Raw genomic sequence first — 25801 nt, forward strand, 5'->3', positions numbered from 1 at the left:
GTTGCTATCCCAAATTGCGAGCTGGCTTTTTGTGGCCTTTCGTGTACATTTAACGGCGGTTTTCCTGTCCCTTGTTGCTCATTTGGCTTTTCATTCAATGCGAACCATTCTGATCCTTCTTCTGCTGAGTGTGGGTTTTACTTTCGGTCAGTCGCCGAAAAACCTGAAGGCTGATATCAAATTACCCCACGACCCGGCGCTCACCAGTGCTCCGAATGGTTTTCCGGTTTTTGACCGGGCAGATCAGGTCGTCAACGCCTTCAATTTTGCCCGGCGGCAGGAAGAAAAGCAGATGAAGCTGCCCGCCAATCGACTCGGCAGCTTGAGGTTGCCCGAAAATTACCGGCAGCTTTCCGCCGTCGATCGGGCTTTATGGTTGACCAACCAGGAACGAACCGCGCGGGCCGGGGTCGATTACGGGGCCGGAAAAGGGCGGGGGCTGCCCCTGGAAGGGCTCGAAACCCATCTGAATGAGGTCGCCCGGCGCCACGCCCTGGAAATGACGACCCATGATTTTTTCGGGCACACTAGCCACGATGGGCAAAACGCACTGCAACGCATTACCGCTCAGGCGGTTTTTGGCGGAAAATGCTACGAATTCATGGCGAGGGCCGAAAATATTTACATGTTCTGCTACTACACCAGTGACAAACCGGTGCTCGAAATGCCCCCGTTTATCGTGGAACAGGCCATTTTTTCCTGGATGTACCAGGATGCGGTGGTCGCCTGGGGACACCGCGAAACGCTGCTGATTCAGGACAGGGATGCGTCCGGCGGACAGGGTTTTCACAACAACCACGGCCCGGCCACCAGCGAAGGCTTTCTGGGCGTGGGGCTGGCAACAAAAGCTGAGTATGGCCCCTGCGCCAACATGCAGGGTTTTCAGCGGGTTGGCCATGTGGTGGTGATGAATCTGGTTGATCCGGCTCCGGACTGTTCATACTCCCTTCCGTAAAGTTCCTCCGACCCGGTTTTGATGCTGGTTAAATTTTTCTGTGCATATAGAAAAAATACTTAAGTATAAATTGAAAAATCTACTTCATTTGGCTCTTTTCGCCCTAAACTTTACCCGCAAGTAAAAAAACAGAGATGGAAAAATAGTCTTGTTGGTAAAATTCAGAAGGTAGCAAGTAGAACGCTCCACAGGGCTACTTTATGGCATTGTAAACTTTATCTACAAAAAATACTAAATGAGACACTTCTCCGCCTATACTGCCGAGGAGTTAGCCGCTGACGAATTGTTTATTCGGTGGGTTCAACATCCTGAGGATGCCGAAGTTGCGGCATTTTGGGAGGGTTGGCTGAATCACCATTCTAATCGTATTGAAGTCGTAGAAACCGCCCGCGAGCTGGTTTTGCTGGCGTCGAATCCGGCTTCCCGATCGCTGGAAAGTGAGGAAGTAGTCTCGTTATGGGGGCGAATCCGGTCATCGATTCAGGAAATGCCGGAATTGCAACCGCTCCAGCCCGAAATTCAGAGCTGGGTGACCAACTGGTATATTTTCCGCTGGGTGAGTGCCGTCGCCGGTATTTTGCTATTCATCGGCTGGGTACTCTGGATGCAGTGGTCGCACGCCATGAAAACCGTCCGGACACCGGATGGCGTCGCAAAAACCGTGCAGCTGCCCGACGGAACGCTGGTAAAACTGATTGGCAACAGCCAGATTCGGTACGCCCGCGTCTGGTCCGGCGAAGTGCCACGGGCCGTCTGGCTCGAAGGGGAAGCGTTTTTCACCGTCGCCGAACGACCGGGTTCGGGTGAAGACAGTAAATTCCGGGTGCATACCACCACCCTGACGGTTGAAGCGGAGGGAACACGGTTTAACGTTTCGCAACGCAAAAAAGGAACCCGGGTCGAACTGTCGGCCGGGAAAATCAAGCTGATGCTGAACGATGGCCCGCAGATCATTGAAATGAAACCGGGCGAATCCGTCGAGATTCCCACGCCCGTCACCGTCCAGAACAAAACATCATTCATTGACCCTAATACTCATGTAGAGAATGTGCCGGCCAGCTAAGGGTTAGCGCACGCAGCATCTACCACTCTCTATTCATAAGCAATCAATCTCTATTACTATATTTTAAAACAACCAATCTCTACATGTATGAAATCGAACATTACGGAATTTTCCATTTTCCGGCCAAACCGGTCTATGACAGGAGTGCGTCTGCTCGCTTGCGGACTGGCCGGTCTGTTGGCTGGTAGCCTGCCTGCTCAGGCCGAAACCGCCCTTCCTGCTGTCCGCGCGAAAGTCATTCTCAACCGCCCGGCGGCCACCTTCACCAATCCGGTTCTTCAGGAACGCACCATTACGGGGCGGGTTCTCTCCTCGGAAGACAACACCGCGCTGCCCGGTGTAAACATCGCCGTGAAAGGATCGACGCGCGGAACCACCAGCGATGCCGAGGGGAGTTACCGGCTGGCCGTTCCGAACGGTGATGCGGTGCTGGTTTTTTCGTCCGTCGGTTTTATTTCGCAGGAAATAACCGTCGGAAACCGCACTACGGTTAATATCTCGCTGAAAGCGGACGACCGGACGCTGAATGAAGTCGTCGTGGTGGGGTACGGTACGCAGAAAAAGAGTCAGTTGACCGGGGCCATTACCCAGGTTACGGCGAAAGAAATCCAGGAAATGCCGATCACGAACCTGGGCCAGGCTTTACAGGGCCGGGCGGCCGGGGTCGATGTCACGCAAACCGGGTCAAAACCGGGTACGGTGCCCACCATCCGGATTCGGGGGCGTCGCTCGTTCAGTGCCAGTAACGACCCGCTGTATGTGGTCGATGGAATTCCGCTTGCGGGCGGGTATGAAGACATGAACCCGAGCGATGTAGCCTCCATGGAGGTGCTGAAAGACGCAACGGCAACGGCCATTTATGGGGCGCGGGGCGCCAATGGCGTGGTGCTGATTACGACCAAACGGGGGGCTCAGAAAGGCAAAACCACCGTATCGTACGATGGGTACGTTGGGGTATCGCGACCTCTGGACAAGCTTGAACTGTTCAGCGGACCCGAGTTTGCCGAATTTGTCCGGGAGTCGTACCGGGCAACGGGCGGCTACAATGATGCCGGTGGCAAGCCGGTTCCGACGGGGGTGGCGGATGCTGCTGCCGATGCGAAAGTGGCCGTATTGGGGGGCGACCCGGCCGTTGCGAAAGGGCTGGCCAACGGCACCAATACCGATTGGCAGGACCTGATCCTGAAAAACGGATTTGTGCAAAACCATTCCCTGGGTGTTCAGGGCGGCAGCGAACGCACGCAATTTTATATATCGGCGGGCTACTTCAAAGATAAAGGGGTTTCGGAAGGACTGGATTTCACCCGGTATACCTTGCGGGCCAATATCGACCATCAGATTAATAAGGTCCTGAAGGTGGGGCTGTCGTCGTACCTGATGTACAGCGAACGCAACGGTGAAAACCTGAACCCGTACCAGTTTACGATTCAGCAGAACCCGCTGGCGGCTCCGTATGATGACAATGGGAATATTATTTTCTCGCCCACCAACGATGCCCTGCTGACCAACCCCTTGGCCGAAATCGTACCCGGCGCGCAGATTGACCAAACCAAAAAGTACCGGATGTTCAACAGCCTGTACGCGGAAGCGAAAATTATGGACGGCCTGAAATACCGGGTCAACTTTGGGCCGGATTTTACGCTGGCCCGCTGGGGACGGTTTATTGGGGCCCGCACCAACGCCCGGAAATTGGGTGATCCGCAAGCCATGAATGAAAACCGTTTCGGCTTTAACTGGACGCTGGAAAATATTGTAACCTACTCGAAAACGTTTAAGGAGAAGCACAACCTGAACGTAACCCTGCTCCACTCCATTCAGCGGGATAATTACGAACGCTACCGCACCGACGTTCAGGGCATTCCGGCCGAAACGCAGCAGTTTTATAATCTGGGGGCAGCCTCTTCCGTGCAGGCTACGGCCAGCGAGCTGATTCAATGGACCATCAACTCGTATATGGCCCGGGTCAACTATGATTTCAACGATAAGTACCTGCTGACGGCTACCATCCGGCGCGACGGTTCGAGCCGGTTTGGGGAAAACACGAAGTATGGGAACTTCCCCGGGGTGGCGCTCGGCTGGAACATCAGCAATGAACCGTTTCTGAAAAGCGTAACCTGGATCGATCTGCTGAAACTGCGGGCCGGTTATGGTGCGGTGGGAAACACGGCGGTAGCTCCCTACCAGACGCAGGGGCTATTGGGCCGCACTGCCTATGCCTGGAACGCCACACCGGCCTTCGGCTACCGGCCCAACACCATTGGTAATCCCGACCTGCGCTGGGAGACCTCGGCCACCGTCAACTTCGGGGTTGATTTCAGCTTCTGGCAGGGCCGTTTGCAGGGGTCGCTCGAACTGTACCAGACCAACACCACCGCCCTGCTGCTGGCCGATCAGCTACCGGGCTCCGTCGGCTTCGGTGCGGTGACGCGGAATGTGGGCGAAACCCGCAACCGGGGGATCGAACTGGGCTTTACCACCTTTAACATCAATTCGGCCGGCGGCTTTAAATGGCAGACCGATTTCACGTTCATGAAGAACACGGAGGCCATCGTGTCGCTGTACAACGGGAAAGTCGATGATATCGGGAATGGCTGGTTTATTGGCCGCCCACTGAGCACCGTGTACGATTACAAGAAACTGGGCATCTGGCAGACGTCGGAAGCGGATCAGGCCAAGCAATTTGCCAGCGAAGTCGGTCAGATCAAGATCCAGGATACCAACGGCGATGGCCGGATCAATGCCGACGACCGGGTGATCATCGGCTCCGATGTGCCGAAATTCAGTGCCGGGATTACCAATCGCTTCAATTACAAAGGATTCGATCTGTCGTTCTTCTTCTTTGGCCGGTTTGGCAACCTGCTTCGGAGCGATTTCCACCGCAACCGGAATGCCCTGGCCGGACGCTATCAGCAGATTAAAGTGGATTACTGGACGCCGAACAACCCGACCAACGAATTCCCCCGGCCCAAGAGCACGCAGGAATTCCCGGTTTACAACACCACGATCTCGTTTTTCGACGGAACGTTTGTGAAGCTGCGGAACATCAACTTCGGCTATAACTTTAGCCCGGTCATCGCTAAAAAGCTGGGAATGGAATCGTTACGGGTATACACCAGCATTCAGCAACCGTTCATCTGGTCGGAATACCGGAACAAATACAACGGGATCGATCCGGAAACAACAGGCTTAGCCCTGAGTGAAACCGGGGTGGTGCCGGCCACGATGGTAACCACCTTCGGGCTGAACGTCCGATTCTAATCCGGAAGTGAAGTTAAAAACACGGTTTTAGCTATTAAAAAGATGAAAATCAGAACTATAAAAAAATCCATAAAAATCGCTGGCCTGGCGACGATGCTGCTGGTAAGCCAGTCGTGTAAAGATGTCCTGGACGAAGAAGTCGTCTCGGGAATCGGCAACGATTACATGAATACCACCAAGGGCTTCGAGGATGCAGTCAAGGCCGCCTATTCGACGCTCCGCTATTACTACGGCAGCCAGCAGGGGCTGACCATGTCGGAGTACGGGACGGATATTTACGCAACCGGGGCCGACGGGGGCTACAAGGGCTTCCACTTCTACGATGGCCAGTTGAACCCAACGGTCGATTACCTCATCAACACCTGGGATGAATTGTACAAGGGCATCAATACCTGCAACGCCATCATCGACCGGGCACCCAGCGTGACCGGAATTACCGATGCGGTGAAGAAAGTCCGGGTGGCCGAAGCCAAGTTTTTACGGGCTCACTACTACTATCTGCTCTTCATGCAGTGGGGCGGTGTCGATCTGCGGCTGACCGAAACGCTGGCGCCGACCAAAGAAACCAAGCGGGCTTCGGAGGCTGAAATGTATACGCAGATTATCAAGGACCTGACCGAGGCCGTTGCGGATCTGGAAGCCAAAGCGCAGTCGGCAGACTATGGGCGGGCCACAAAACCGGCGGCCGAGACCCTGTTGGCCAAAGTGTATCTGACCAAAGCCTATTCGACGTCCAAAGCAGCCGACGACTTCAGCAAAGCCGCAGCGCTCTGCAAGAACGTTACGACGGCCTACGGTTTCAAACTGCTCGACGATTTTGCCAGTGTATTCGATGAAAACAACCAGGTGAATAGTGAAATCGTATTTGCCACCCAGTATACATCTGATCCGCTGACGAACCTCACCAACAACACGGGGGCTGCTAACGGGGGCAACAACCTGCACCTGTTCTTCGGGATGCAGTACGATGTGCAGCCGGGCCTGAAGCGGGATGTGTTTTACGGTCGTCCGTTCAAGCGGTTACGGCCTACCGCCTATTTCCTGAACACGGTTCTGGCCGACCGCACCAACGATTCGCGGTATAAGAAAATGTTCCGCGATACCTGGCTCAGCAACAACCCCGGCGCTAATCTCAACCCGTCGTTCGATGATTCGAAGGCCAAGCTCACGTTTGCGGCTGGTGACACGGCCATCTATATGCCCGGCGTCGAGTGGACCAAGGCCCAGCGGGCCGCCAGGAAATACCAGGTACTGGTACCCAGCATGTATAACGAAGCGTTGTTTCCCACGCTCATCAAGTTTTTCGATACCAAACGACCGGACCTCACCTATGAGCCGGGGAGTCGCGACTATTTTGTGTTCCGGCTGGCCGACGTATATTTGATGCAGGCCGAAGCGCTGCTGCAATCCGGTAATGTTGCCGAGGCCGTAACGGCTATTAATGAGGTGCGTTACCGGGCGGGCTGGCCGGGGAAAAAAGAGGCCATGCTGTTGACGGCAAAAGACCTGACGATGGAAACCATCATGGAAGAACGCGCCCGTGAGCTGGCCGGGGAACAAATTCGCTGGCTGGACCTGAAGCGCTGGAATCTGTTGATCGACCGCGTCAAGAAATACAATCCCCAGGCGGCCGTCAATATCAAGGATTATCACGTTCTGCGTCCGATTCCGCAAACCCAGATCGACCGGAGTGCCAAAGGGGCAGATGGTAAGTCGGTTTTTGCCCAGAATCCGGGCTATTAGCAATACGGTGTTGGATTGAACCGGCCCCGAACGCCCCGCGTGTTCGGGGCCGGTTTGTTTGTGGCGATCCTGAGAGTAGATTCGCGGGCGGACGTTCTTCTTACTCCGGAATCTTTCAATCATAAAATGATACAGAATACCGTAAATAGACGCCAGTTTCTGGCCACCGCCGGGTTGTCGGCCCTGGCGCTGGCTACCCAAACCAACCTGCTGGCCGAAACGGCTAAGAAATCAGGCCTGAAAATCGGCTACTCCGGCATTACCTGGGGCGGCAAAGACGAGCAGGCCATCAAAGACCTGTCTTCGCTGGGGTATAAGGGGATTCAACTGCGGGCCAATACGTTTGCGCCGTACAAAACCAGGCCGTCTGAACTGAAAGCTCTGCTCGATCAGTATCAGCTGAAGCTGGCCATGTTTTCGAGTGGAAACGTGGAAATCGATCCGGCAAAGTTCCAGAGTACGGTCGATCTGCACGTGGCTCACGCCAGTTTTGTCAAAGCATTGGGTGGTTCGGCGTTCCAGATGACCAACAGCCTGCGGAAAGGCGGTCAGGCACCGACAACCGAAGAACTCAAAAAACTGGCGAGTGTCATGAATGAAATCGGCAAGCAAACCGCCGATATGGGGGTTCAGGCTACGTATCACAACCACATGAACCAGTGGGGGGAGACTCCGGAGGAGGTCGATGTGCTGGTGCAGGAAATGAATCCGAAATACGTGCGGCTGCTGCTCGATATTGCGCATTACAAGCAGGGCGGGGGCGACCCGGCCAAGGCGGTTTTGCAATACAAGGATGTGCTGCATACGCTGCACCTGAAAGATACTAAAAGCCCGTTGCCCGAAAAACCGGACAATCCGAAAGCCTACAAATTCGTAGAACTGGGGCAGGGGAACGTGGATGTTCCGGCGGTTTTTGCGGCTTTGGACAAGATCAAATTCAAAGGCTGGGGTGTGGTCGAACTCGATGGTGTTCCCGATCCGAACAAAACGCCCCTGCAATGCGCGCAAATCAACAAGGATTACATCACAAAAACCCTAAATTTTCCCCTCTGATAAGCTCTGATAGTCTCTGATCAACTCTGTGTAACAGGTTATAAATCAGGGTTAATCAGGGGACATCAGAGGTTATCAGAGTAATACACTTATGAAAACGTTATTGATGACGGCGGTTTTAAGTCTTGGCCTGATGGCTGCTGAGAAACCGCAGGCTCCCAACACGCTGACCGCCAGGGAAAAAAAAGAAGGCTGGCAACTGTTGTTTGATGGCAAAACATCCAAAGGCTGGCGGGGCGCCTATAAGGACAAGTTTCCCGAAAAAGGCTGGCTGATTGAAAATGGAACGCTGAGCATTACCAAATCTGACGGTTCGGAATCGACCCACTATGGCGACATTGTGACCGATGGCGAATACGGCGACTTTGACCTGACGTTCGAGTTTAAACTCACCGAAGGGGCCAACAGTGGCTTAAAGTATTTCGTGGTGGAGCACCAACCCAAACCGTCGGGTTCGGCCTATGGCCTGGAGTACCAGGTCCTGGATGATGACAAACACCCGGATGCCAAAATGGGCCGCGACGGCAACCGCACCGTCGGATCGCTCTACGACCTGATTCCGGCGAAAGAAAAGAAAGCCAATCCGATCGGCGAGTGGAACCAGGGTCGAATTATCTCCAAAGGTTCACACGTTGAACACTGGCTGAATGGCAAAAAGGTGGTGGAGTATGAGCGGGGCAGCGAGGCTTTCCGAAATCTGGTGGCCCAGAGCAAGTACAAGGCTCCATCGTATAATGCCCACGGCCGGTTCGGCGAAGCGCCCAAAGGCCATATTTTGCTTCAGGACCACGGCGACCGCGTGTCGTTCCGGAACATGAAGATCAAGGCGTTGTAGCGGGTTTACAGTTTACGGTTTTCAGGTTACGGTAGCTGACACATTCCGATCAACCTTTACGCCATAAACCGAAAACCGTATTCCAAAAACTGTATACCGAAAACCGTAAATCCGGAATAGTAGACTTTTTATAAATAAGCCTTTCACTCATAGTCTCTTGTCAGGCATCAGGCGTATACACAATAACAACTAAACGACATACCGCATGGAAAATCGTCGCGACTTTATAAAGAAATCTGCTCTGGCCGGTTTGGGCATGAGCTTTTCAGCCGCCAGCTACGCCCGGATTCTGGGCTCTGCCGACCGTGTACGGGTCGGCATCGTCGGCTTTTCGGATCGCTTCCGGGGCGCCCTGGCACCAAGCTTTGCCAGTCACGCCAAAGAACTTAATTTTGAATTCGTGGCGGTTTCCGACATCTGGAGCCGTCGGCGCGAAGAAGCGGAGGCTTATCTGAAACAAAAAAACTTTATCAGCGGCCCTAATTTCGTCAAATGCCGCAACAATGAAGAACTTTACGACCGCAAGGACGTCGATGCCGTGATTATCAGTACCGCCGACTTCCAGCACGCGCTGCACTGCGCCGAAGCCGTGGAAGCCGGAAGGGATGTGTACGTCGAAAAACCATTCGCCGAATCGCTGGAAGATGCCCGCAAGGCGCTGAAAGCCGTTGAAAAAAGCAAGAAAATTGTTCAGGTCGGGTCGCAGCGCCGGAGCACGCCGAACTACTGGGCCGCCAATGAATACATCAAATCCGGCAAGTTTGGCGACATCGCCATGGTGGAAATGACCTGGAATGTCAACCAGCCGGGCCGGTGGCGCCGTGCGAAACTCGTTTCCGAAATCAGGAAAGAGGATACCGACTGGAAACGCTATCTGATGAACCGCCCGATGGTGGAATGGGATCCGCGTAAGTATCTGGAATTCCGGCTATTCTATCCGTATTCATCGGGTATTCCGGGCCAATGGATGTCGCACCAGATTGATACCGTACACTGGTTCAGCGGGTATGATCACCCACGTAGTGTGGTTGCCAACGGTGGTATTTATGTCTGGAAAGACGGGCGTGTAAACCCCGATACGTTCACGGCGGTTTTTGATTACGGCCCGGACAATGACAAGAGCAAAGGCTTCCAGGTTTTGTATAGTTCGCGGATGACCAACGAAGCGGGCGGAACGAAAGAATTGTACTACTCGAACGGGGGTATGATTAACCTGGATACAAACAAAATTAGCCCGGAAGGTGGTCTGGAAGCCAAAGCTGCGGCTGAAATGGGTATGAAAGCCAATCTGCTGGCCGAGCAGTCTCTGGCAACCACCGGCGAAAAACAGGTGACTTCAGCCAATACGGGTGCCGACCCGATGACTTCCCGGCACATGCGCAACTGGATGGAGTGCGTTCGCAGCCGGAAAGAGCCGAATGCGCCCGCCAAAGCCGGGTACAATCACTCCGTGGCCAGCATCATGTCGACGATTGCCTACCAGACCGGTGAGCGTGTGACCTACGATAGCACCAAACAGGAAGTGATGGCGAGCGGAAAAATTGTAAAGGTCTGATTGAACGGTTTAAATTGATCGAACGCGGATTGAACGGAGACAACGGACCAGAGCGGATTTTTCCGTTTGGGACCACCGAATCCGATCAGTCCGCGTTTTTATAACTACCTATATATGAAAAAGATAACTCTTCTTTTTTGCCTGCTGACTTCCGTTGCGATGGCCCAGAAGCAACGCGTTCAACTGATCAATAACGAGGCCCAGAAACGGGTGGATGTGGTCATTGATAGCAAACCGTTTACGTCGTATATCTATCCTGGTCCGGAGGTGTTGAAAAAACCGGTAATATACCCGATCCGGACGGCGGGCGGGAATTTTATTACCCGGGGCTGGCCAATGGACCCCCGTCCGGGCGAGCGCGTCGACCACCCACACCACGTGGGCATGTGGCTGAATTACGGGGATGTGAATGGGCATGACTTCTGGAATAATTCCAACGATGTCAAAGGGCACGGCGGCCCCTTCGGAACAATCGTACACACCGCCATCAAATCGCTGAAGAGCGGGAAGGATGTGGGCGAACTGGTCGTTACCGCCGATTGGCTTGATAAAGACGGCAAACCGATGTTGCAGGAAACGACCACGTTTGTTTTTCGGGGTACTGCCAAAGAGCGCACCATCGACCGCACCACGACCCTGAAAGCGCTGGACAAAGACGTGACCTTCAAGGATAACAAGGAAGGAATGGTGGCCATCCGGCTGGCCCGCCAGCTCGAACACCCGTCCAACAAACCGGAGGTTTTTACCGACGCGAGCGGGGTGGCGACCAAAGTGGCCCAGATGGACAATTCGGGGGTAACCGGGAAATACAAGAGCAGTGAAGGCGTTGAAGGCGAGAAAGTATGGGGGACCCGGGCCAAATGGATGAACCTGACGGGTGTGATCAACGGCGAAAACGTTTCGGTCGCGATTCTGGATAATCCCAAGAATGTTGGCTATCCCACCTACTGGCACTCACGCGGCTACGGTTTGTATGCGGCCAATCCGCTTGCCCCCAGCATTATGAGTGAGGGAAAAGATAAACCGATGAATTATGTGCTCCCTGCCGGTAAATCAGTCACGTTTAAATACGAAGTGTTGATTACGTCGGGCGCGGTTTCTGACGACGCCCTGAGTCAGAAAGTAAGCCAATTTGCCAACTGAATTCGGAAATAATGCACAAATACCAAAAAGCCCTCTGATCGATCAGAGGGCTTTTTGGTAGGGGAGTTGTCCCGTCCTAGTTCAGGTGCAGACCGGCGGGTTCTTTGTAGGAAAACCGGTTTTGCTTCCGTTTTACCCACGAGCAAAAGGCCGGGCTGTTCAGCTCCATTTTGCCCAGTTCGTCGTCGATTTGCCGGAGCAGAAAATTCAATTGGTGAACCATCATCCACTGCCGTTTAATTTGTTGGGGAGCTTGCGCCTTGGAGGACGTGGTGGCGGTTTCGTCGATCAGGCGCCGGACCGTGGCGCGCAGGTGATATTGAATGACAACGAGCCGCCCGGCCAGGGAATGATCCACGGGATGTTTTTCCAGAAACGTGATGCCGTCGGCGAGAAGTTGATTGCGGCCCTGGAGAAGTTGGGTCACGGTGATCCAGGCCTGATCGGCTTTGATCGACTCGTAGGTTACGGTTTTCATGGTAATCGGTCAATGACAAGTTTACGGTACGGTTATCCCAAAAATAGCAAAATAGTCCAAATAAAATAGAGGTATATATTTTAAATTGTAAAATTTTAGTTGGTGGTATGGTTTTGGGAAAACCGCCTGGTTTTCGACGGATTGACTGCCTGGAGGGGCGTTTGCTTACCCAAAATGGCGGCTCTCGGGTTTGATCACCGCAAGGGAACGACCCGGACTGATAAACAGAAGGCGGTTTTTGGAAAAAACAACGGGCGAAAACCGCCGACGCTTTACCGGAAAAGTCGCATTCCGGTTCGGCGGAAACGAATCGGGGCAATACCGGGGAAACAGGTGATTCTGCCGGTTTTGGCGTCTACAGCAAGGAATTATTCAGTAAACCGTTATCAATGGCTTTTTGATAGTACGGCAGTTTGCGCGTCTGTTTGATGGCGGGCAACTGCGTCTCGTGGTACGTATCGGTTCCGATAAACGACACCAGCCGCTGGTCGATCATCCATTCGGCCAGATGCCGGGCTTCCCGCGAAGGCTGGCCCGACAGGGAAAGCAGATTGAGCTGAAATTTGACCCCTTGATAATGTAATTCACGGACAGCCTCGGGGTTTTTCTGGAGGTAAATATATTGTTCGGGATGGGACAGCACCGGCACCAGATTGCGTTGCTGAATCGCCGAAATCACTTTGTCCAGTTCAAAGGGCCGTTTCACCAGGCTGGTATCGAAAAGCAGATAGCGCTCGGTGGTCGTGTGGCCAAACGTCAGCAATTCGGCGTTGGAATATAGAATCCGCAGCAGGTTGATATCGACAAAATATTCGGCCGCCACCTCGACTTCGATATTGATCTTCGTTTTCTGCAATTCATACTTCAGCCTCGACGCTGCGGCAAAGATGGTGTCGGTCGTGTTCTGGTAAAAACCGTCCATGATGTGGAGAGTCGCAATGACCTTCTGAAACCCCAGAGCGGCCAGCTCGCGGAGGAGGCTGATGCTGTGTTCAACGGAATCGGTTCCGTCCTGGCTACCGGGCAGCAGTTGAGCGTGGACATCGACACGGAGATCGGATACCGGGTCGGCCTTTGCGTTTTTGGTGTAGGAGCGGGTCAGAAAGCCAAATGCCATCGTTCTTTGAAAGAAGTTACGTCGGGTTGAGCCACCGTTAAAAATTTGGCACGATAGACTCAGCAGTTCTTCTTTAACGGACATGAATCGTGCCAAAACCCTGGCCTCCGGATGCGTGCTACCGCTTAATAAACGTAAAAAACCGCCTGTCAGGGCGGTTTTTTTATAGTCTTGCCTGTAATCGGGAATCAGGCCATCGATTGCGGATACAAGGCGCGAAAACTGGTTAGTTGCTGGTCTTTTTCCGACACGATCGGATGGTCGATGCCCCAGTCAATGTTCAGGTCCGGATCGTTCCAGATAATCCCTGACTCACTGGCTTTGTTGTATACGTTTGTGCATTTATAACTGAAAATACTGTCTTCCAGGGCGACAAAACCGTGGGCAAACCCCTCCGGAATATACGCCATGTTACTGGTTTCGGCATCGAGTAAAAAAGACTCGTATTTTCCGAAGGTCGGCGAACCTTCGCGCAGGTCAACGGCAATGTCGAGTACCTTCCCGACAATGACCCGGACGAGTTTACCCTGCGCAAACGGCTCATTCTGAAAATGTAATCCGCGCAGGACACCTTTTACCGAGAACGACTGGTTATCCTGCACAAACTGAGCGGGCAGGCCGAGTGCCTGAAAAACCGGCTGATTGTATGTTTCCAGAAAACTACCACGGGAATCTTTAAATGTTTGAGGGCGTAGTTCGATCAACCCTTCAATCGACGTTTTGATGACCTGCATGAAAAATGGTAAGCTAAATGGTCGGTTTGTCCGGCACCTGGTGACAAATTTAGGAAACTCTGGCTACTTCCAGTAATTTTGAGGCTCACCTTTTTGCAACCTTCCAATAAGTTACGACTGCCCTATGACGGCTAACGAATTGTATAGCAATATTCTAGCTAAAAAATCCTATTTGTGCGTCGGCCTGGATACCGATATTCGCCGGATTCCGGCCCATCTCCGGCGGGAGCCGGATCCGGTAGCGGCATTTAACCGACAGATTATTGAAGCAACGGCGGATTATGCGGTTGCTTATAAGCCAAATATTGCTTTTTACGAAGCACAGGGACCACGCGGGTGGGAAAGTCTGCAACGAACCCTCGAATACATTCCCCGGGCGTGTTTTACGATTGCCGATGCCAAACGGGGCGATATCGGCAACACCTCGGGCTTATATGCGCGCACTTTTTTCGATCCGGCCTCCTCTGGGCTGGATTTTGACGCCGTGACCGTGGCCCCCTATATGGGCCGTGATTCGGTGGAACCCTTCCTCGAATTTCCGGACAAATGGGTGATTTTACTGGCCCTGACGTCAAACGTTGGAAGTTCCGATTTTCAGCAGCTGCCGGTTCGAACCGAAAAGCTTTACGAAAATGTCATCCGTACTTCTCAAACCTGGGCCGGAGCCGACCGGATGATGTACGTGGTGGGGGCGACCCGCGCCGATGAACTGGCGCATATCCGGACCCTCATTCCGGATCATTTTTTACTGGTGCCGGGTGTTGGTGCGCAAGGCGGCAGCCTGGCCGAGGTATCACGGTACGGTTTTAACAGCCAGTGTGGTTTGCTGGTCAACGCGTCACGGAGCATCCTATACGCTTCCAGCGGTACGGATTTTGCCCAAAAAGCCGCCGGTGAAGCCCGGACACTCCAGCAGGAAATGGCGGGGTATTTATGAGGTATGAGTTAAGAATTATGAGGTAAGGATGGGGAAACCGGCAAAGTTTTTTGGTTGGAAGTGTGACTTTTCAACGCCTTTTCCTTCAAACTCTTAACTCATAATTCTTAACTCTCGCTTCCCGCTGTGGCCGAAGATTTTCTCTATTTTCTCTGGCAATTTCAGTATTTCCGGCATAATGACTTGCGAACGGCGGAAGGCGAGACGCTGCGCGTGATTCATCCGGGCGTTCGAAATGCGGATTCCGGGCCGGATTTTACGCAGGCGCGGTTGTTTCTCGGCGACGTGGAATGGGTAGGAACCATCGAAGTCCACCACCGGGCCGCAGACTGGCTGTTGCATCGCCACCACCACGACCGGGCGTACGACAACGTGATTTTGCATGTGGTGTGGGACAACGAAACCGTTGAACTGAGACGTTCGGATGGATCCGTCATACCGACCCTGAGCCTGTGCGATCGGGTGGACCCCAGGCTATTGCAGCGTTATCAGGACTGGCAGGCCGAATCCGGCGTCATTCCGTGTGCCGGACGCGTGACCGAGGTGGAGCCTTTCCGCCGGACTGCCATGTTTGACAAGGCCTTGCTGGAACGGCTGGAGCGGAAGGCGAACGGGGTAACCGCCCTTTTTCAAGATGCTAAAAGGGATTGGGAAGAGACAACGTACCAGTTGGTAGCCTCGGCATTCGGTTTTCAGGTTAATGCCGAACCGTTTGGTCAACTGAGCCGGATGGTGCCATTAAAGATTCTGAATAAACACCGGAACAACCTCTTTCAGCTGGAAGCGATGTTATTTGGCATGGCGGGGCTGCTTACCAGCGATCAGCCGGATGTGTACGAAACCGCCTTGCAACGGGAATTCCGGTTTTTAGCGGCTAAATATCAGTTCCGGGCCAATCCGCTACCGCCCCATATCTGGAAATGGTCGAAACTCCGTCCCGCCAATTTTCCGACGCTCCGACTGGCGCAACTGGCTACGTTGCTGAGCTTTCCGCAGAGCCTTTTTTCGACCTTGATCGAAACCGGCGACCCTGCCGCGCTACTCCGGTTTTTTCAGGTAACCCCTTCGGCGTACTGGCAAACGCATTACCGTTTTGGAAAAGCAACCGAAACCAGCTTGTCCACGCTGGGACCATCGACCGCCGAAAGCCTCCTGATCAACACGGTTTTGCCCTTATTGGTCGCCTATTCTCACCATGCCGATCGGCCGGACTATCGGGAACGGGCCGTGGCACTGCTCGAACATCTACCCGCCGAAAACAACCGCGTGACCCGCATCTGGCAGCAGGTGGGCGTTCCGGTGCGTACGGCTTTTGATTCCCAGGCGTCCCTCGAACTGTATAAGAATTACTGCCAGTCGAAACGGTGTTTATCCTGCCAGATTGGCGTTAGCTTGTTGAAAAGCCGGTAGAAAAACAAGGCGCTCCCGGTTTTGCCGGGAGCGCCTTGCGGAAAAACGTCAGTCCTGGATCGCTTAAAAACCGGGTCCGCCCGCTGTTGGATCGGTCGTTCCCCGATACGGATTGCTCGTGCTGGACGGCCGATCGGTGTCGTTATCCCACTCGCGGTTTTCGTCGCGGTTCTGCCAGGTTTCGGCGCCTACGTTTTCTTCGGTGCCGCTGCCGGTAATACCCGAACGGCTGGTACCGGTTTGCTGCTGCCAACGGTTGGTCTGGCCATAATCGCCTTCGCGAACCGTGTCTCTCATCTGATTTCGCAGGCCATCACGGTCGGTATCATCATCGCTATCCGATTCCATTTTGGCCCGCTCGTTGATGAAAGACTCCGCTACTTCGGTTAGCTTCCTATCCGTATTTTTTTCTTCCTCCAGACTCTCTTCGATCAGCCGCGCAGCCTCGTGGTAGCCCAGGAGTCGCGCCAACGAGTGGAGAGAACCATAAGCCGCAATTTCGTGATGTTCAACTTTTTGTCCGGCAATGATCAGGCCGGCATCCCGCGTGAGGGACCCGGAATCGGTTTCCGAAATAACGACATTCCCATCGTCGACCAGGCCGTCGGCGGCATTGCAGGTTTTTTCATCAGCTTCCAGGCCTAATTGCTGAAAAATCTGCTCGAGCCGGTTAATCTGATTCCGGGTTTCGCCGAGGTGTTGCTGAAAGGCTTCCCGCACAACATCCGTGGTGGCCGCTTCAGCCATTTCCGGCAAAGCATCAGCAATCTGCTTTTCGGCATAATACATGCCTTTCAATTCGCTGATAAACAATTCACGTAATGAGGTATCCGTGCCCTTCGTGCCAAAAAAATTCGCTAACTGTTCCGTGAACGAAGCCATACTGGTATGTGATTAATAGGTTGAAAAATGTTTGTAACCCCCATTTTTCAAAACCTGTACCAGTTTGTAATCGTCTGAAAGTTAATGGTTTATTAATTGGCCCGTGTAGATGATTAGCCACAGTTCGGGGTATAGATTCCTCATAGAATGCTAAATCAGCTTGCCAAAAGTCTATTTTTAGGCCAAAAAACCGGGTGCGAAAGGATGAGATCCGGAGGGGCCGGCTACGAATTGTTGATCAGACTGACACCCGATCCCAGAAACACCAGCCCGACAATGAAAGGGGCCAGCGACTCCCATTTTGTAATGCTCATACCCAGCACCGGTTTGGCGTCCGACAGAAAAGCGACGCAGGCAAACAGAATGACGATAATACCCAAAATGGTCAATGTCGCGCCAAAAAAGCGCCGGAAATTATTCTTATCCATTGTGACTAGCGAATGAAGGCCTGAGCGTTTGAATTAAGATTACGGTATGTTTCCTGAGGGTGACGGTTTTTCGTTTACTAATTCGGGATTAATCGTCAGTTCTTTCACGGGCTCGAGTCCGAATTTCCGGCCTTCTTCGAGCATGTAGGGAACCGCAGCTTCGAGCGTGTTGGCGACCGTTCCTTCCAGAATGGCCTCCCGAACGGCGGTTTTAATCTGCCCCACTTCCTTCGACGGTTTCAGCCCAAAGGCTTCCATGATCAGTTCACCGGTGATAACGGGCTGAAAGTTACGGAGTTTATCGCGTTCGTCAAGTTCGCGCAGTTTTCGCTCGACTTTATCGAAATTGGTAAGGTGTTTCTTAACCCGGTCGTAATTTTTCGAGGTAATGTCGGCCCGGCAGAGGGTCATCAGAGCCTCCAGGTCCTCACCCGCTTCGATCAGCAACCGGCGAAGGGCCGAGTCGGTAATCTGTTCCTTCACGAGCGCAATGGGCCGCAGGTGCAGGCGCACCAGTTTTTTCACAAACCGCATTTTTTCGTTTAGCGGCAGCTTCATCTGGCGGAAAATTCCCGGAACCTGTTTCGCTCCCAGATCTTCGTGGCCGTGGAAGGTCCAGCCCACGCGCGGATCAAAGCGTTTGGTGGCCGGTTTGGCAATATCGTGCAGCAGAGCCGCCCACCGCAACCAGAGATCGTCGGAACGATCGGCGACGTTGTCGAGCACCTGCAGCGTATGATAAAAATTATCTTTATGGCCTTTGCCTTCAATCGTTTCCACTCCTTTCAGAGCAACCAGTTCCGGAAAAATCAGGTCGAGTAAACCGGCGTGAAACAGGAGTTTGAAACCGTAGGAGGGGCGGGGTGATAGAATGATTTTATTCAGTTCGTCGGTAATCCGTTCGCGCGAAACAATGGCGATCCGGTCTTTCATGGCGACAATCGCATCGAACGTATCCGGCTCAATATCGAAGCCTAACTGCGACGCGAACCGGATGGCCCGCATCATTCGGAGCGGATCGTCGGAGAAGGTGATGGTTGGGTCGAGCGGGGTCCGGATTATTTTCCGGCGCAGGTCATCCAGGCCCCCAAACGGATCGAGCAACTGTCCGAAATCGCTTTCGTTCAGGCTGATGCCCATCGCATTGATCGTAAAATCCCGGCGGTTTTGGTCGTCCTCGAGCGTGCCGTCTTCGACGATCGGCTTCCGGGATTCGGAGCGGTAGGATTCCTTCCGGGCACCCACAAACTCCACCTCCCAGCGGTCGGCCGGGTCGGTGGTTTCCGGGGCTTCTTCCGGTTCAGAACCGCCCGTACGGAGCATGGCCGTCCCGAAATTTTTGAAGACAATTACCGGTACGTTCAACGTCCGACCTACCGATTCGGCCAGGTCGATGCCGCTGCCAATGCACACAATATCAATGTCTTTCGATGGTCGTTTCAGGACCAGATCCCGCACAAAACCGCCGATGACGAACGCGCGCACGTCCAGCGCGGCCGCCCGTCGGGCGATGACTTCAAAAATGGGATTGGTATGTAACGTTTCAGCAAAATTCATAGAACAAACGAATAACGAATCGGGCCCCGGATGGTCGGCGATGGCAGTACGGTTCATTATTTTCTTAAAAAGGCTACTTCTCCCTTCGGCCCTAACTCCATGATGCGCGGCAACTGCGTTTTGACCGGTAATTCGCCCCAGGCAATCGGTGGTTTGGCCAGCCCGACCGGCCAGTCGGTCCCCTCGAACGGGAGGGTCAATAAACCGCGTCCGAAGGCTCCAATGAGTTTGCGCACGGGCTCACTCAGGGTTTTCCGGACTGGTACCTGCGCCCGGAAAGCGTCGGGTAAGTTAACGCCCCCCGCCAGTAAAACCGTCAGTGGGTTTTCGGCAAAGTCAATCAAATCCCAGGCCACATCGGGCACCGGCCGGACATACAGATTCAATTGACCGCTGTCGGCAATCAGAATGGTTGGGAGCGGAGCCGGAACGAGGTCTTTCCGGACGGCCAGCAAGTGCTCGACGGCTTCCGTATGACCGGGATCGCAGGCTAGCGAAACCCCGGTTTCGTCGGACAACTGGATGAGGGTCCCTTTCCGGAGTTCGGCAACAATATCGCGCGGAGTTGGTGTCATAGTCGTAACAAGCCGCAAAAGTACGGCAAGTTTTTGGAAACCTGTTTGAAATGGTGGGAAAGCTTGTCGGATTTCGGACAATTCCAATTGCTGCATCCCCGCAAAGGGCCAGAGATTGACGCTGATGAATGATCATTGCCGGGCCCTGCCTGGCATAGTCCTTCCTGTTCCTTTTGGGTTATAATTCCTTGTTAAAATTCAAAGTCTGTTTCGGAATAAACAGACTTTGAATTTTGTAATATGGTTTATAATTAATTGATAATCTGTTGTTTTTTAGAGAAATTTATTTAATTAACGGAATATATGTTACAAGACTGTTATTATGAAAGACATCCTTGCCTTTGTACTGGTATTTCTTTTGTCGCTAGGGGCAGCAACGGCACAGAGTCCTTTGATACGGTTTAAGCATATTACACCAAGTGAAGGGCTTTCCCATAGTAATGTGACCAGCATCATCCAGGATAGGAAAGGCTTCATGTGGTTTGGTACCCAGGATGGGCTGAATCGGTATGATGGGTATTCCTTTACAAGCTATCGGAGTAACCCGGCCAAGCCCGGTACTTTGAGCGATAATTTCATTCAGGTAGTGTATGAAGACCGTCAGGGAAAAATATGGGTCGGAACCGATAGCGACGGTTTATGTAGGCTGGATCCGGAAACCGGCCACTTTACCACGTATAAAAATGACGAAAAAAAACCGAAAAGTCTGAGTAATGATCGAATCAGGGCCATTACGGAAGATCCGCAGGGTAACTTGTGGGTTGGAACCGATGGCGGAGTAAACCGGTTCGATCCGGCTACCCAAACCTTCCAGCGCTATGTGAGTGAGCCTGGTCGTTCGGGTAGCCTTAGCATCGACTACATTCAGGATATTCTATTTGATCGAAAAGGGCAGATGTGGGTGGCCACCTACGGGGGAGGGCTGAATAAATTTGACCGAAAGACTAATCGATTCGAGCATTTCAGGCACCGTGCGTCCGATAAGACGTCGATCAGCCATGATATTGTGAAAAGTTTACTCGAAGATGCGAACGGAACCCTTTGGGTTGCCACAGAAGGCGGAGGGCTTAACCGGCTTAATGCCGATCAGAAAACATTTACCCGGTTTTTGCATAACCCCGCCGATAAGACGTCCATCAGCCACAATGATCTGCAGGTACTCCAGGAAGACCGTCACGGGAGTTTATGGATCGGTACGGAAAATGGAGGAATCAGTGTGCTGAATCCCGATGGTGTTACGTTTACAAGGTACGGATATGATGAAAGGAACCCGGATGGGCTCAATAATGGGTCGATCTATGACATTTGTCGGGACCGAAGCGGAAATATGTGGGTGGGGACATTTGATGGCGGAATCAATTTTATGGACGCTCAACCGCCCCGGTTCGACCAAATCAGGAAGGACATTCTGAATCCGAACAGCCTGCAGGGGAAAAGTGTGCTGGCCGTACTGGAGGACCTGGAAGGAAATCTGTGGATGGAAACCGACGGGGGAGGACTGAATGTGTTACGAAAGAGAGATGGACGGTTTATCCAGTATCGGCATAATCCGACGGATCCCGGCAGCATTGGCAGCAACGCGGTGGTATGCCTTTATCAGGATAGTGACGGGGATATCTGGGCCGGGAATTTTCGCGGAGGACTTAGTTTATGGCAGAAAGGGACGGGCGATTTAAAAATTTTGGCAAAACCAATGATGAACGGGGATTGAGTACGGTTTCGATCAATTCGATTGTTGAGGGGAAAAAGGGGGAAATCTGGTTGGCCAATTTTTCATCCGGAATTAGTCGTTACGATAAGAAAACAGGACGCTTCACGCATTTTCGACCGGATGGCAGCCGGCCGGGGCAGATTATTGATGACTACGCGAGCGTTTTATGTGTGGACCGCCAAGGTAATGTGTGGATAGGGACGGGCTCAAAAGGAGTAAACCGGTTTCATCCTGAGACGGGAACGTTTACGGCCTTTCAGTATAAGCCCGCGGATTCCACGAGCCTGAGTCATAATTCCGTGAATAGCCTGCATGTTGACCTCCAGGGCAGAGTATGGGTTGGGACCAAGCAGGGGCTTAATCTATTCGATGAGCAGCGACAGTCGTTTACGCGCTACCGGCAGGAGAATGGACTGGGCAACGATTTTATTCAAGGCATTTCCAGCGATTCGAGCCAGCTGTGGATCAGTACCAACCGGGGTTTGTCTAAGCTCCATTTCCAAACGCAGAAAATTCGGAATTACGATGAAGGCGATGGCCTGCTGCCGGGGGCCTTTAACCGCATGGCCGTTTTTCGAAACAAATTCGGGAAATTTTATTTTGGCGGGATCAACGGGCTGATTTCGTTCACGCCGGAACAGGTGCGCGATAATTCCTATATTCCGCCCGTCTACCTGACGAAAGTGAAGATTTTCGACCAGCCTACTTCCTTCGCGTCGGATACGTTGAATCTAAAATACAATCAGTCCACGCTCACCTTCGAATTTGCTGCGCTTAACTATACCTTACCCGAAAAAAATCAGTACGCGTACCGGTTAGACGGTTTTGACGATCAATGGCAGTTTAGCGGGAACAAGCGGGAGGCCGTTTACACCAATCTGAACCCCGGTGAATATACCTTTCGGGTCAAAGCGTCGAACAACGACGGCGTCTGGAACGAACAGGGAACGGCCCTGCGGATTGTGATCACGCCCCCGTTCTGGCTGACCTGGTGGTTCAAAGCCCTGGCCGGATCTCTTTTTCTGGCAACTCCCTTGATCCTGATCCGTTTGCGGATACGCTCGTTGAAGTTGCAGAAAACCAAACTGGAAAAAGTTGTCCAGGAGCGAACGGCTGAAGTGCAGTACCAGAAGGAAGAGCTATTGACGCAGTCCGAACATTTGCTGACGCAGTCGGAGCATTTGCAACTCCTGGTGGAAGAACTCAATGAACAGCGTACGCAGGAACAGAAAGCCCGGGAAGAGGCCGAAAAAGCCAATAAGGCTAAAAGCGTGTTTCTGGCGACGATGAGCCACGAAATCCGCACGCCCATGAACGGGGTATTGGGAATGGCCTACCTGATGAAAGAAACCGAGCTGTCAGCCGACCAGACCGAATATGTCGATACCATTGTTCAGTGCGGGGAGAGTTTGCTGGGCGTCATTAACGATATTCTCGATTTTTCGAAAATCGAGTCCGGAAATCTGGAACTGGAGCCGAGCGAAGTCAATTTGCTGAATAGCATCGAAAGTGTACTGGAACTCTTTGCGGGAAAAGCCGCGGAGACGGGCCTCGATCTGGTGTGCCAGCTGGAGCCGCAGGTGCCTACCCACATCCTTATCGACGGATTGCGATTGCGGCAGATTTTAATCAATCTGGTTGGCAATGCCGTGAAGTTTACGCACAAAGGAGAGGTCTTTGTGCAGGTGGTCGTGAACCAGTTGCTTGATAATCAGCAGGTAGAATTGCTTTTTACGGTTCGCGACACGGGAATCGGAATTTCGCCTGAAAAACAGGCCCGACTTTTTAAGTCGTTTTCGCAGGGGGATTCGTCAATGACCCGACGGTATGGAGGAACCGGACTTGGGCTGGTCATCAGTGAGCGGCTGGTCAAGCTTATGGGCGGAGCCATTCGCGTAGAGAGTCAGGAGGGGAAAGGAACCTCGTTTTCGTTCACGGTGCGTTGTCCGATGGTGACGGTACCCAAACCGTGGTCGTCCTCCCCACACGTCACAGATCCTGTGGAAAAACGCATCCTCATTGTCGATGATAATGCGACGAATTTAACAGTTCTGAAAGCGCAACTTGAACTGTGGGGGCAAAGCCCAACGGTCGCGAGTTCGGGTTCGGAAGCCATGATGATTCTGGAAAAGAGTGAACCGTTTCATCTGGTTATGACGGATATGCAGATGCTGGGAATGAGCGGGAAGGAGTTAGCTCGGAAGATCAGGGAGAAAGAGACTGCTCTCCCGATCATTCTGCTCAGTTCGGTAAAGGACGATCTTCGTAAAAATGAAGACGGTTTATTTGCGGCCGTCCTCACAAAGCCCATCCGGCAGCATCATCTCAGGGAATTGGTGCTGCGTCAGCTCGGGCAAACCAGTGTACCGCAAACCCCGGGCAATCGACCGGCCCCACAACAGCAACTCGTGAAGAGTTTTGCCCAGGATCATCCGCTCACCATTCTGGTTGCCGAAGACTATCTGGCCAACCAGAAGTTGATCTTAAACGTATTGCAACGGCTGGGGTATAACCCGGTTATTGTTCCGAACGGCGTGGAAGTCGTGGAGGCCTTGCAGAAAGAGGTGTATGATTTAATATTAATGGATGTGCAAATGCCGGAAATGAACGGGCTGGAAGCTACCCGACTGATTCGGAGCCAGCCGGGGCTCCAACCGGTGATTGTGGCGATGACGGCGAACGCCATGAAAGAAGATTACGAGGAATGTATTCAGGCCGGCATGGACGATTACCTTTCCAAACCCATCTTTATGGAAGCTCTGAAAAAAACACTGGCTCAGGTGGCCGACCGGCGGCAGCAGGTGATGAATTCCTGAGGTGGGTTGTCCGGCGTTGGGGTTCGGTTTGTAATCGAAAGTTTATAGTTTAGGGGCCGGAATTTTCAGGAGAAATTCCGCAGCTATTCTGAACGAATGAAAAAAGTTATTGTTGCCGGATTGCTTTTCGTGTGGGCGACGTGTGTACAGGCTCAGAAAACCGCCCCTGTATCGACCGCGACCGTTGCCCTTTCTAAACTGTATATCATTCCCGACAAACGCTACATCATGAGGGGGGATGGCAAACCGTTTTTCTGGCTGGGCGATACGGCCTGGGAACTGTTCCACCGCCTGACAAAAGAAGAAGCCGATCTTTACCTGAAAAACCGGGCGGCCAAGGGGTTCACGGTGATCCAGGCCGTGGTGCTGGCCGAACTCGACGGCCTGACGCAACCGAATCAGTATGGCCAGTTGCCGTTGGTGGATAATGATCCTGCCAGGCCCAACGAAGCGTATTTTCAGCATGTCGACTGGGTGGTAAACCGGGCCGCTGCGTTGGGGCTCGTGGTCGGGTTATTACCTACCTGGGGGGATAAGTTCAACAAGAAATGGGGAAAAGGCCCGGAAATTTTCAATACGGCCAACGCCCGAACCTACGGCGAATTTATCGGGAAACGCTACCGGGGTAAACCGGTGATCTGGATTCTGGGGGGGGACCGCAATCCGGAAGGCGAGCAACGGCTGGCCATTGTGCGGGCCATGGCCGAAGGTATTAAAAAAGGCGATGGTGGCACGAAACTTATGACCTACCACCCGCAGGGCGATAGCAATTCGGCCGGTTTTTTTCATAGTGACAAGTGGTTGAACATCAATATGTTTCAATCGGGGCATAGCGCGAAGAACAAGAAAAATTACGTATTGCAACGCCAGAATTATGCCATGTTCCCGCCCAAGCCGACGCTGGACGGCGAACCGCGCTACGAAGATCATCCGGTGGCTCACAAAGCCGAACAGGGCTATTTCGACGACTTCGACGTGCGCCAGGCCGCCTGGTGGGCCATGCTCTCCGGCGGTTGTGGCCATACGTACGGCAACCACAACCTCTGGCAGTTTTTCGATAACGATCGCAATCCGCCAGTTTCGGCGGCCCGGACATACTGGAAACAGGCCCTTGACCATCCCGGCGCGTTTCAGATGGGTATCCTGCGCCGGTTGTACGAATCGCATCCCTGGACGCGCCTGATGCCCGACGACCGGCTGATTCTGAGCCCCAATCCCGATGACGGCAACCACCAGGTCGCTGCGGTTTCGGAGGATGATAATTTTCTGTTTGCCTACACGCCCAACGGCAGTCCGCTGAAAATCGACCTGCTCCGGCTGACGGCGGCCCCGAAAATTTTGGCCTACTGGTACAACCCGCGTGATGGGAAGAGTTACCGAATCGGTGAATTCCCGAATACCGGACCGCAGGAATTCAAACCGCCAATTGCCGGACCCACCACCGACTGGGTGCTGGTGTTGGACGATGTCAGGGCACCGTTTGCCGGGTTTGGGCTGAAGAAATAGACCTTCAAATGGAGGCCGATGGGTACAGGATTGGCCTTCGCGACG

At 53.1% G+C, this 25801-nt stretch carries 20 protein-coding genes and 1 pseudogene; 14 read left to right on the top strand and 7 right to left on the bottom strand.

All coding sequences use genetic code 11. The annotated features are described in order from the left end of the window. Positions 1-97: 97 nt before the first annotated feature. The 8 genes from ACFPMF_RS09430 (at position 98) to ACFPMF_RS09465 (ending at position 11605) form a co-directional block, all read left to right on the top strand. On the top strand, positions 98-955 hold the full coding sequence (locus ACFPMF_RS09430) for a CAP domain-containing protein (protein ID WP_379843622.1): 858 nt from the start codon (positions 98-100) through the stop codon (positions 953-955). A gap of 235 nt (positions 956-1190) precedes the next feature. Further along, positions 1191-2018 (top strand): FecR family protein, encoded by an 828-nt coding sequence (locus ACFPMF_RS09435; protein ID WP_379843625.1) that lies wholly within the window; start codon positions 1191-1193, stop codon positions 2016-2018. Between the two features lie 87 nt (positions 2019-2105). Next, a complete protein-coding gene (locus ACFPMF_RS09440; protein ID WP_379843628.1) occupies positions 2106-5276 on the top strand; it encodes a SusC/RagA family TonB-linked outer membrane protein in 3171 nt (1056 codons plus the stop codon). A 42-nt stretch (positions 5277-5318) separates the two neighbouring features. Further along, positions 5319-7019 (top strand): RagB/SusD family nutrient uptake outer membrane protein, encoded by a 1701-nt coding sequence (locus tag ACFPMF_RS09445; protein ID WP_379843631.1) that lies wholly within the window; start codon positions 5319-5321, stop codon positions 7017-7019. Between the two features lie 129 nt (positions 7020-7148). Continuing rightward, positions 7149-8072: a sugar phosphate isomerase/epimerase family protein gene (locus ACFPMF_RS09450; RefSeq protein WP_379844570.1), complete on the top strand. Its 924-nt coding sequence runs from the start codon at positions 7149-7151 to the stop codon at positions 8070-8072. 91 nt (positions 8073-8163) lie between these two features. Then, positions 8164-8907 carry a 3-keto-disaccharide hydrolase gene (locus ACFPMF_RS09455; protein ID WP_379843635.1) on the top strand — a complete coding sequence of 248 codons (744 nt, stop codon included), beginning with the start codon at positions 8164-8166 and terminating at the stop codon, positions 8905-8907. A 205-nt stretch (positions 8908-9112) separates the two neighbouring features. After that, complete coding sequence (locus tag ACFPMF_RS09460) at positions 9113-10462, top strand: Gfo/Idh/MocA family protein (RefSeq protein ID WP_379843638.1); 1350 nt, start codon at positions 9113-9115, stop codon at positions 10460-10462. Positions 10463-10576: 114 nt separating this feature from the next. After that, entirely contained in the window at positions 10577-11605 is a 1029-nt protein-coding gene (locus tag ACFPMF_RS09465; RefSeq protein ID WP_379843641.1) for a DUF6807 domain-containing protein, read from the top strand. A 76-nt stretch (positions 11606-11681) separates the two neighbouring features. Here the strand turns inward: ACFPMF_RS09465 and ACFPMF_RS09470 are convergent, their stop codons facing one another. The 3 genes from ACFPMF_RS09470 to rfbC all read right to left on the bottom strand — a co-directional run bounded on the left by ACFPMF_RS09470 (position 11682) and on the right by rfbC (position 13934). After that, positions 11682-12083 carry a hypothetical protein gene (locus ACFPMF_RS09470; protein ID WP_379843644.1) on the bottom strand — a complete coding sequence of 134 codons (402 nt, stop codon included), beginning with the start codon at positions 12081-12083 and terminating at the stop codon, positions 11682-11684. Between the two features lie 355 nt (positions 12084-12438). Further along, positions 12439-13200 carry a tyrosine-protein phosphatase gene (locus ACFPMF_RS09475; RefSeq protein WP_379843645.1) on the bottom strand — a complete coding sequence of 254 codons (762 nt, stop codon included), beginning with the start codon at positions 13198-13200 and terminating at the stop codon, positions 12439-12441. A 188-nt stretch (positions 13201-13388) separates the two neighbouring features. Further along, on the bottom strand, positions 13389-13934 hold the full coding sequence (gene rfbC, locus ACFPMF_RS09480; protein ID WP_379843647.1) for a dTDP-4-dehydrorhamnose 3,5-epimerase: 546 nt from the start codon (positions 13932-13934) through the stop codon (positions 13389-13391). A gap of 124 nt (positions 13935-14058) precedes the next feature. Between rfbC and pyrF the strand changes: the two genes are divergently transcribed. Further along, positions 14059-14871 carry an orotidine-5'-phosphate decarboxylase gene (gene pyrF, locus ACFPMF_RS09485; RefSeq protein ID WP_379843650.1) on the top strand — a complete coding sequence of 271 codons (813 nt, stop codon included), beginning with the start codon at positions 14059-14061 and terminating at the stop codon, positions 14869-14871. Between the two features lie 126 nt (positions 14872-14997). Beyond that, positions 14998-16281: a DUF2851 family protein gene (locus ACFPMF_RS09490; RefSeq protein WP_379843653.1), complete on the top strand. Its 1284-nt coding sequence runs from the start codon at positions 14998-15000 to the stop codon at positions 16279-16281. 63 nt (positions 16282-16344) lie between these two features. Here the strand turns inward: ACFPMF_RS09490 and ACFPMF_RS09495 are convergent, their stop codons facing one another. The 4 genes from ACFPMF_RS09495 to ACFPMF_RS09510 form a co-directional block, all read right to left on the bottom strand. Then, positions 16345-17163, bottom strand: coding sequence for a YciE/YciF ferroxidase family protein (locus ACFPMF_RS09495; RefSeq protein ID WP_379843656.1), 819 nt, complete (start codon positions 17161-17163; stop codon positions 16345-16347). Between the two features lie 224 nt (positions 17164-17387). Continuing rightward, positions 17388-17591 carry a hypothetical protein gene (locus tag ACFPMF_RS09500; RefSeq protein WP_379843659.1) on the bottom strand — a complete coding sequence of 68 codons (204 nt, stop codon included), beginning with the start codon at positions 17589-17591 and terminating at the stop codon, positions 17388-17390. A gap of 39 nt (positions 17592-17630) precedes the next feature. Then, the gene (locus tag ACFPMF_RS09505; protein WP_379843662.1) at positions 17631-19148 is read right to left on the bottom strand and encodes a CCA tRNA nucleotidyltransferase; all 1518 of its coding nucleotides are present in this window, start codon (positions 19146-19148) and stop codon (positions 17631-17633) included. 56 nt (positions 19149-19204) lie between these two features. Further along, positions 19205-19723, bottom strand: coding sequence for an L-threonylcarbamoyladenylate synthase (locus ACFPMF_RS09510; protein ID WP_379843665.1), 519 nt, complete (start codon positions 19721-19723; stop codon positions 19205-19207). A gap of 322 nt (positions 19724-20045) precedes the next feature. Between ACFPMF_RS09510 and ACFPMF_RS09515 the strand changes: the two genes are divergently transcribed. From ACFPMF_RS09515 to ACFPMF_RS09530, 4 genes and pseudogenes are all read left to right on the top strand, one after another. Then, positions 20046-21434, top strand: a complete 1389-nt coding sequence (locus ACFPMF_RS09515; protein ID WP_379843668.1) for a ligand-binding sensor domain-containing protein — start codon at positions 20046-20048, stop codon at positions 21432-21434. Further along, positions 21374-21637, top strand: a pseudogene (locus ACFPMF_RS09520) (two-component regulator propeller domain-containing protein); the annotation flags it as partial. The gene ACFPMF_RS09515 and the pseudogene ACFPMF_RS09520, both read left to right, overlap by 61 nt. A gap of 96 nt (positions 21638-21733) precedes the next feature. After that, on the top strand, positions 21734-24250 hold the full coding sequence (locus ACFPMF_RS09525; protein ID WP_379844572.1) for a hybrid sensor histidine kinase/response regulator: 2517 nt from the start codon (positions 21734-21736) through the stop codon (positions 24248-24250). 96 nt (positions 24251-24346) lie between these two features. Continuing rightward, positions 24347-25756, top strand: a complete 1410-nt coding sequence (locus tag ACFPMF_RS09530) for a glycoside hydrolase family 140 protein (protein WP_379843671.1) — start codon at positions 24347-24349, stop codon at positions 25754-25756. The last annotated feature ends 45 nt before the right edge of the window (positions 25757-25801 follow it).

Origin of the sequence: Larkinella bovis (genome assembly GCF_042655385.1) — a bacterium.
Taxonomy (GTDB): Bacteria; Bacteroidota; Bacteroidia; order Cytophagales; family Spirosomataceae; genus Larkinella; species Larkinella bovis.

Bases quoted from the DNA above. Each gene is read 5' to 3' on its own strand.
- ACFPMF_RS09440 (WP_379843628.1), top strand. From the start codon at position 2,106: ATGAAATCGAACATTACGGAATTTTCCATTTTCCGGCCAAACCGGTCT.
- ACFPMF_RS09435 (WP_379843625.1), top strand. From the start codon at position 1,191: ATGAGACACTTCTCCGCCTATACTGCCGAGGAGTTAGCCGCTGACGAA.
- ACFPMF_RS09530 (WP_379843671.1), top strand. From the start codon at position 24,347: ATGAAAAAAGTTATTGTTGCCGGATTGCTTTTCGTGTGGGCGACGTGT.
- ACFPMF_RS09445 (WP_379843631.1), top strand. From the start codon at position 5,319: ATGAAAATCAGAACTATAAAAAAATCCATAAAAATCGCTGGCCTGGCG.
- ACFPMF_RS09505 (WP_379843662.1), bottom strand. From the start codon at position 19,148: ATGAATTTTGCTGAAACGTTACATACCAATCCCATTTTTGAAGTCATC.
- ACFPMF_RS09475 (WP_379843645.1), bottom strand. From the start codon at position 13,200: ATGGCATTTGGCTTTCTGACCCGCTCCTACACCAAAAACGCAAAGGCC.
- ACFPMF_RS09510 (WP_379843665.1), bottom strand. From the start codon at position 19,723: ATGACACCAACTCCGCGCGATATTGTTGCCGAACTCCGGAAAGGGACC.
- rfbC (WP_379843647.1), bottom strand. From the start codon at position 13,934: ATGCAGGTCATCAAAACGTCGATTGAAGGGTTGATCGAACTACGCCCT.
- ACFPMF_RS09495 (WP_379843656.1), bottom strand. From the start codon at position 17,163: ATGGCTTCGTTCACGGAACAGTTAGCGAATTTTTTTGGCACGAAGGGC.
- ACFPMF_RS09430 (WP_379843622.1), top strand. From the start codon at position 98: ATGCGAACCATTCTGATCCTTCTTCTGCTGAGTGTGGGTTTTACTTTC.
- ACFPMF_RS09460 (WP_379843638.1), top strand. From the start codon at position 9,113: ATGGAAAATCGTCGCGACTTTATAAAGAAATCTGCTCTGGCCGGTTTG.
- ACFPMF_RS09515 (WP_379843668.1), top strand. From the start codon at position 20,046: ATGAAAGACATCCTTGCCTTTGTACTGGTATTTCTTTTGTCGCTAGGG.
- pyrF (WP_379843650.1), top strand. From the start codon at position 14,059: ATGACGGCTAACGAATTGTATAGCAATATTCTAGCTAAAAAATCCTAT.
- ACFPMF_RS09465 (WP_379843641.1), top strand. From the start codon at position 10,577: ATGAAAAAGATAACTCTTCTTTTTTGCCTGCTGACTTCCGTTGCGATG.
- ACFPMF_RS09470 (WP_379843644.1), bottom strand. From the start codon at position 12,083: ATGAAAACCGTAACCTACGAGTCGATCAAAGCCGATCAGGCCTGGATC.
- ACFPMF_RS09500 (WP_379843659.1), bottom strand. From the start codon at position 17,591: ATGGATAAGAATAATTTCCGGCGCTTTTTTGGCGCGACATTGACCATT.
- ACFPMF_RS09455 (WP_379843635.1), top strand. From the start codon at position 8,164: ATGAAAACGTTATTGATGACGGCGGTTTTAAGTCTTGGCCTGATGGCT.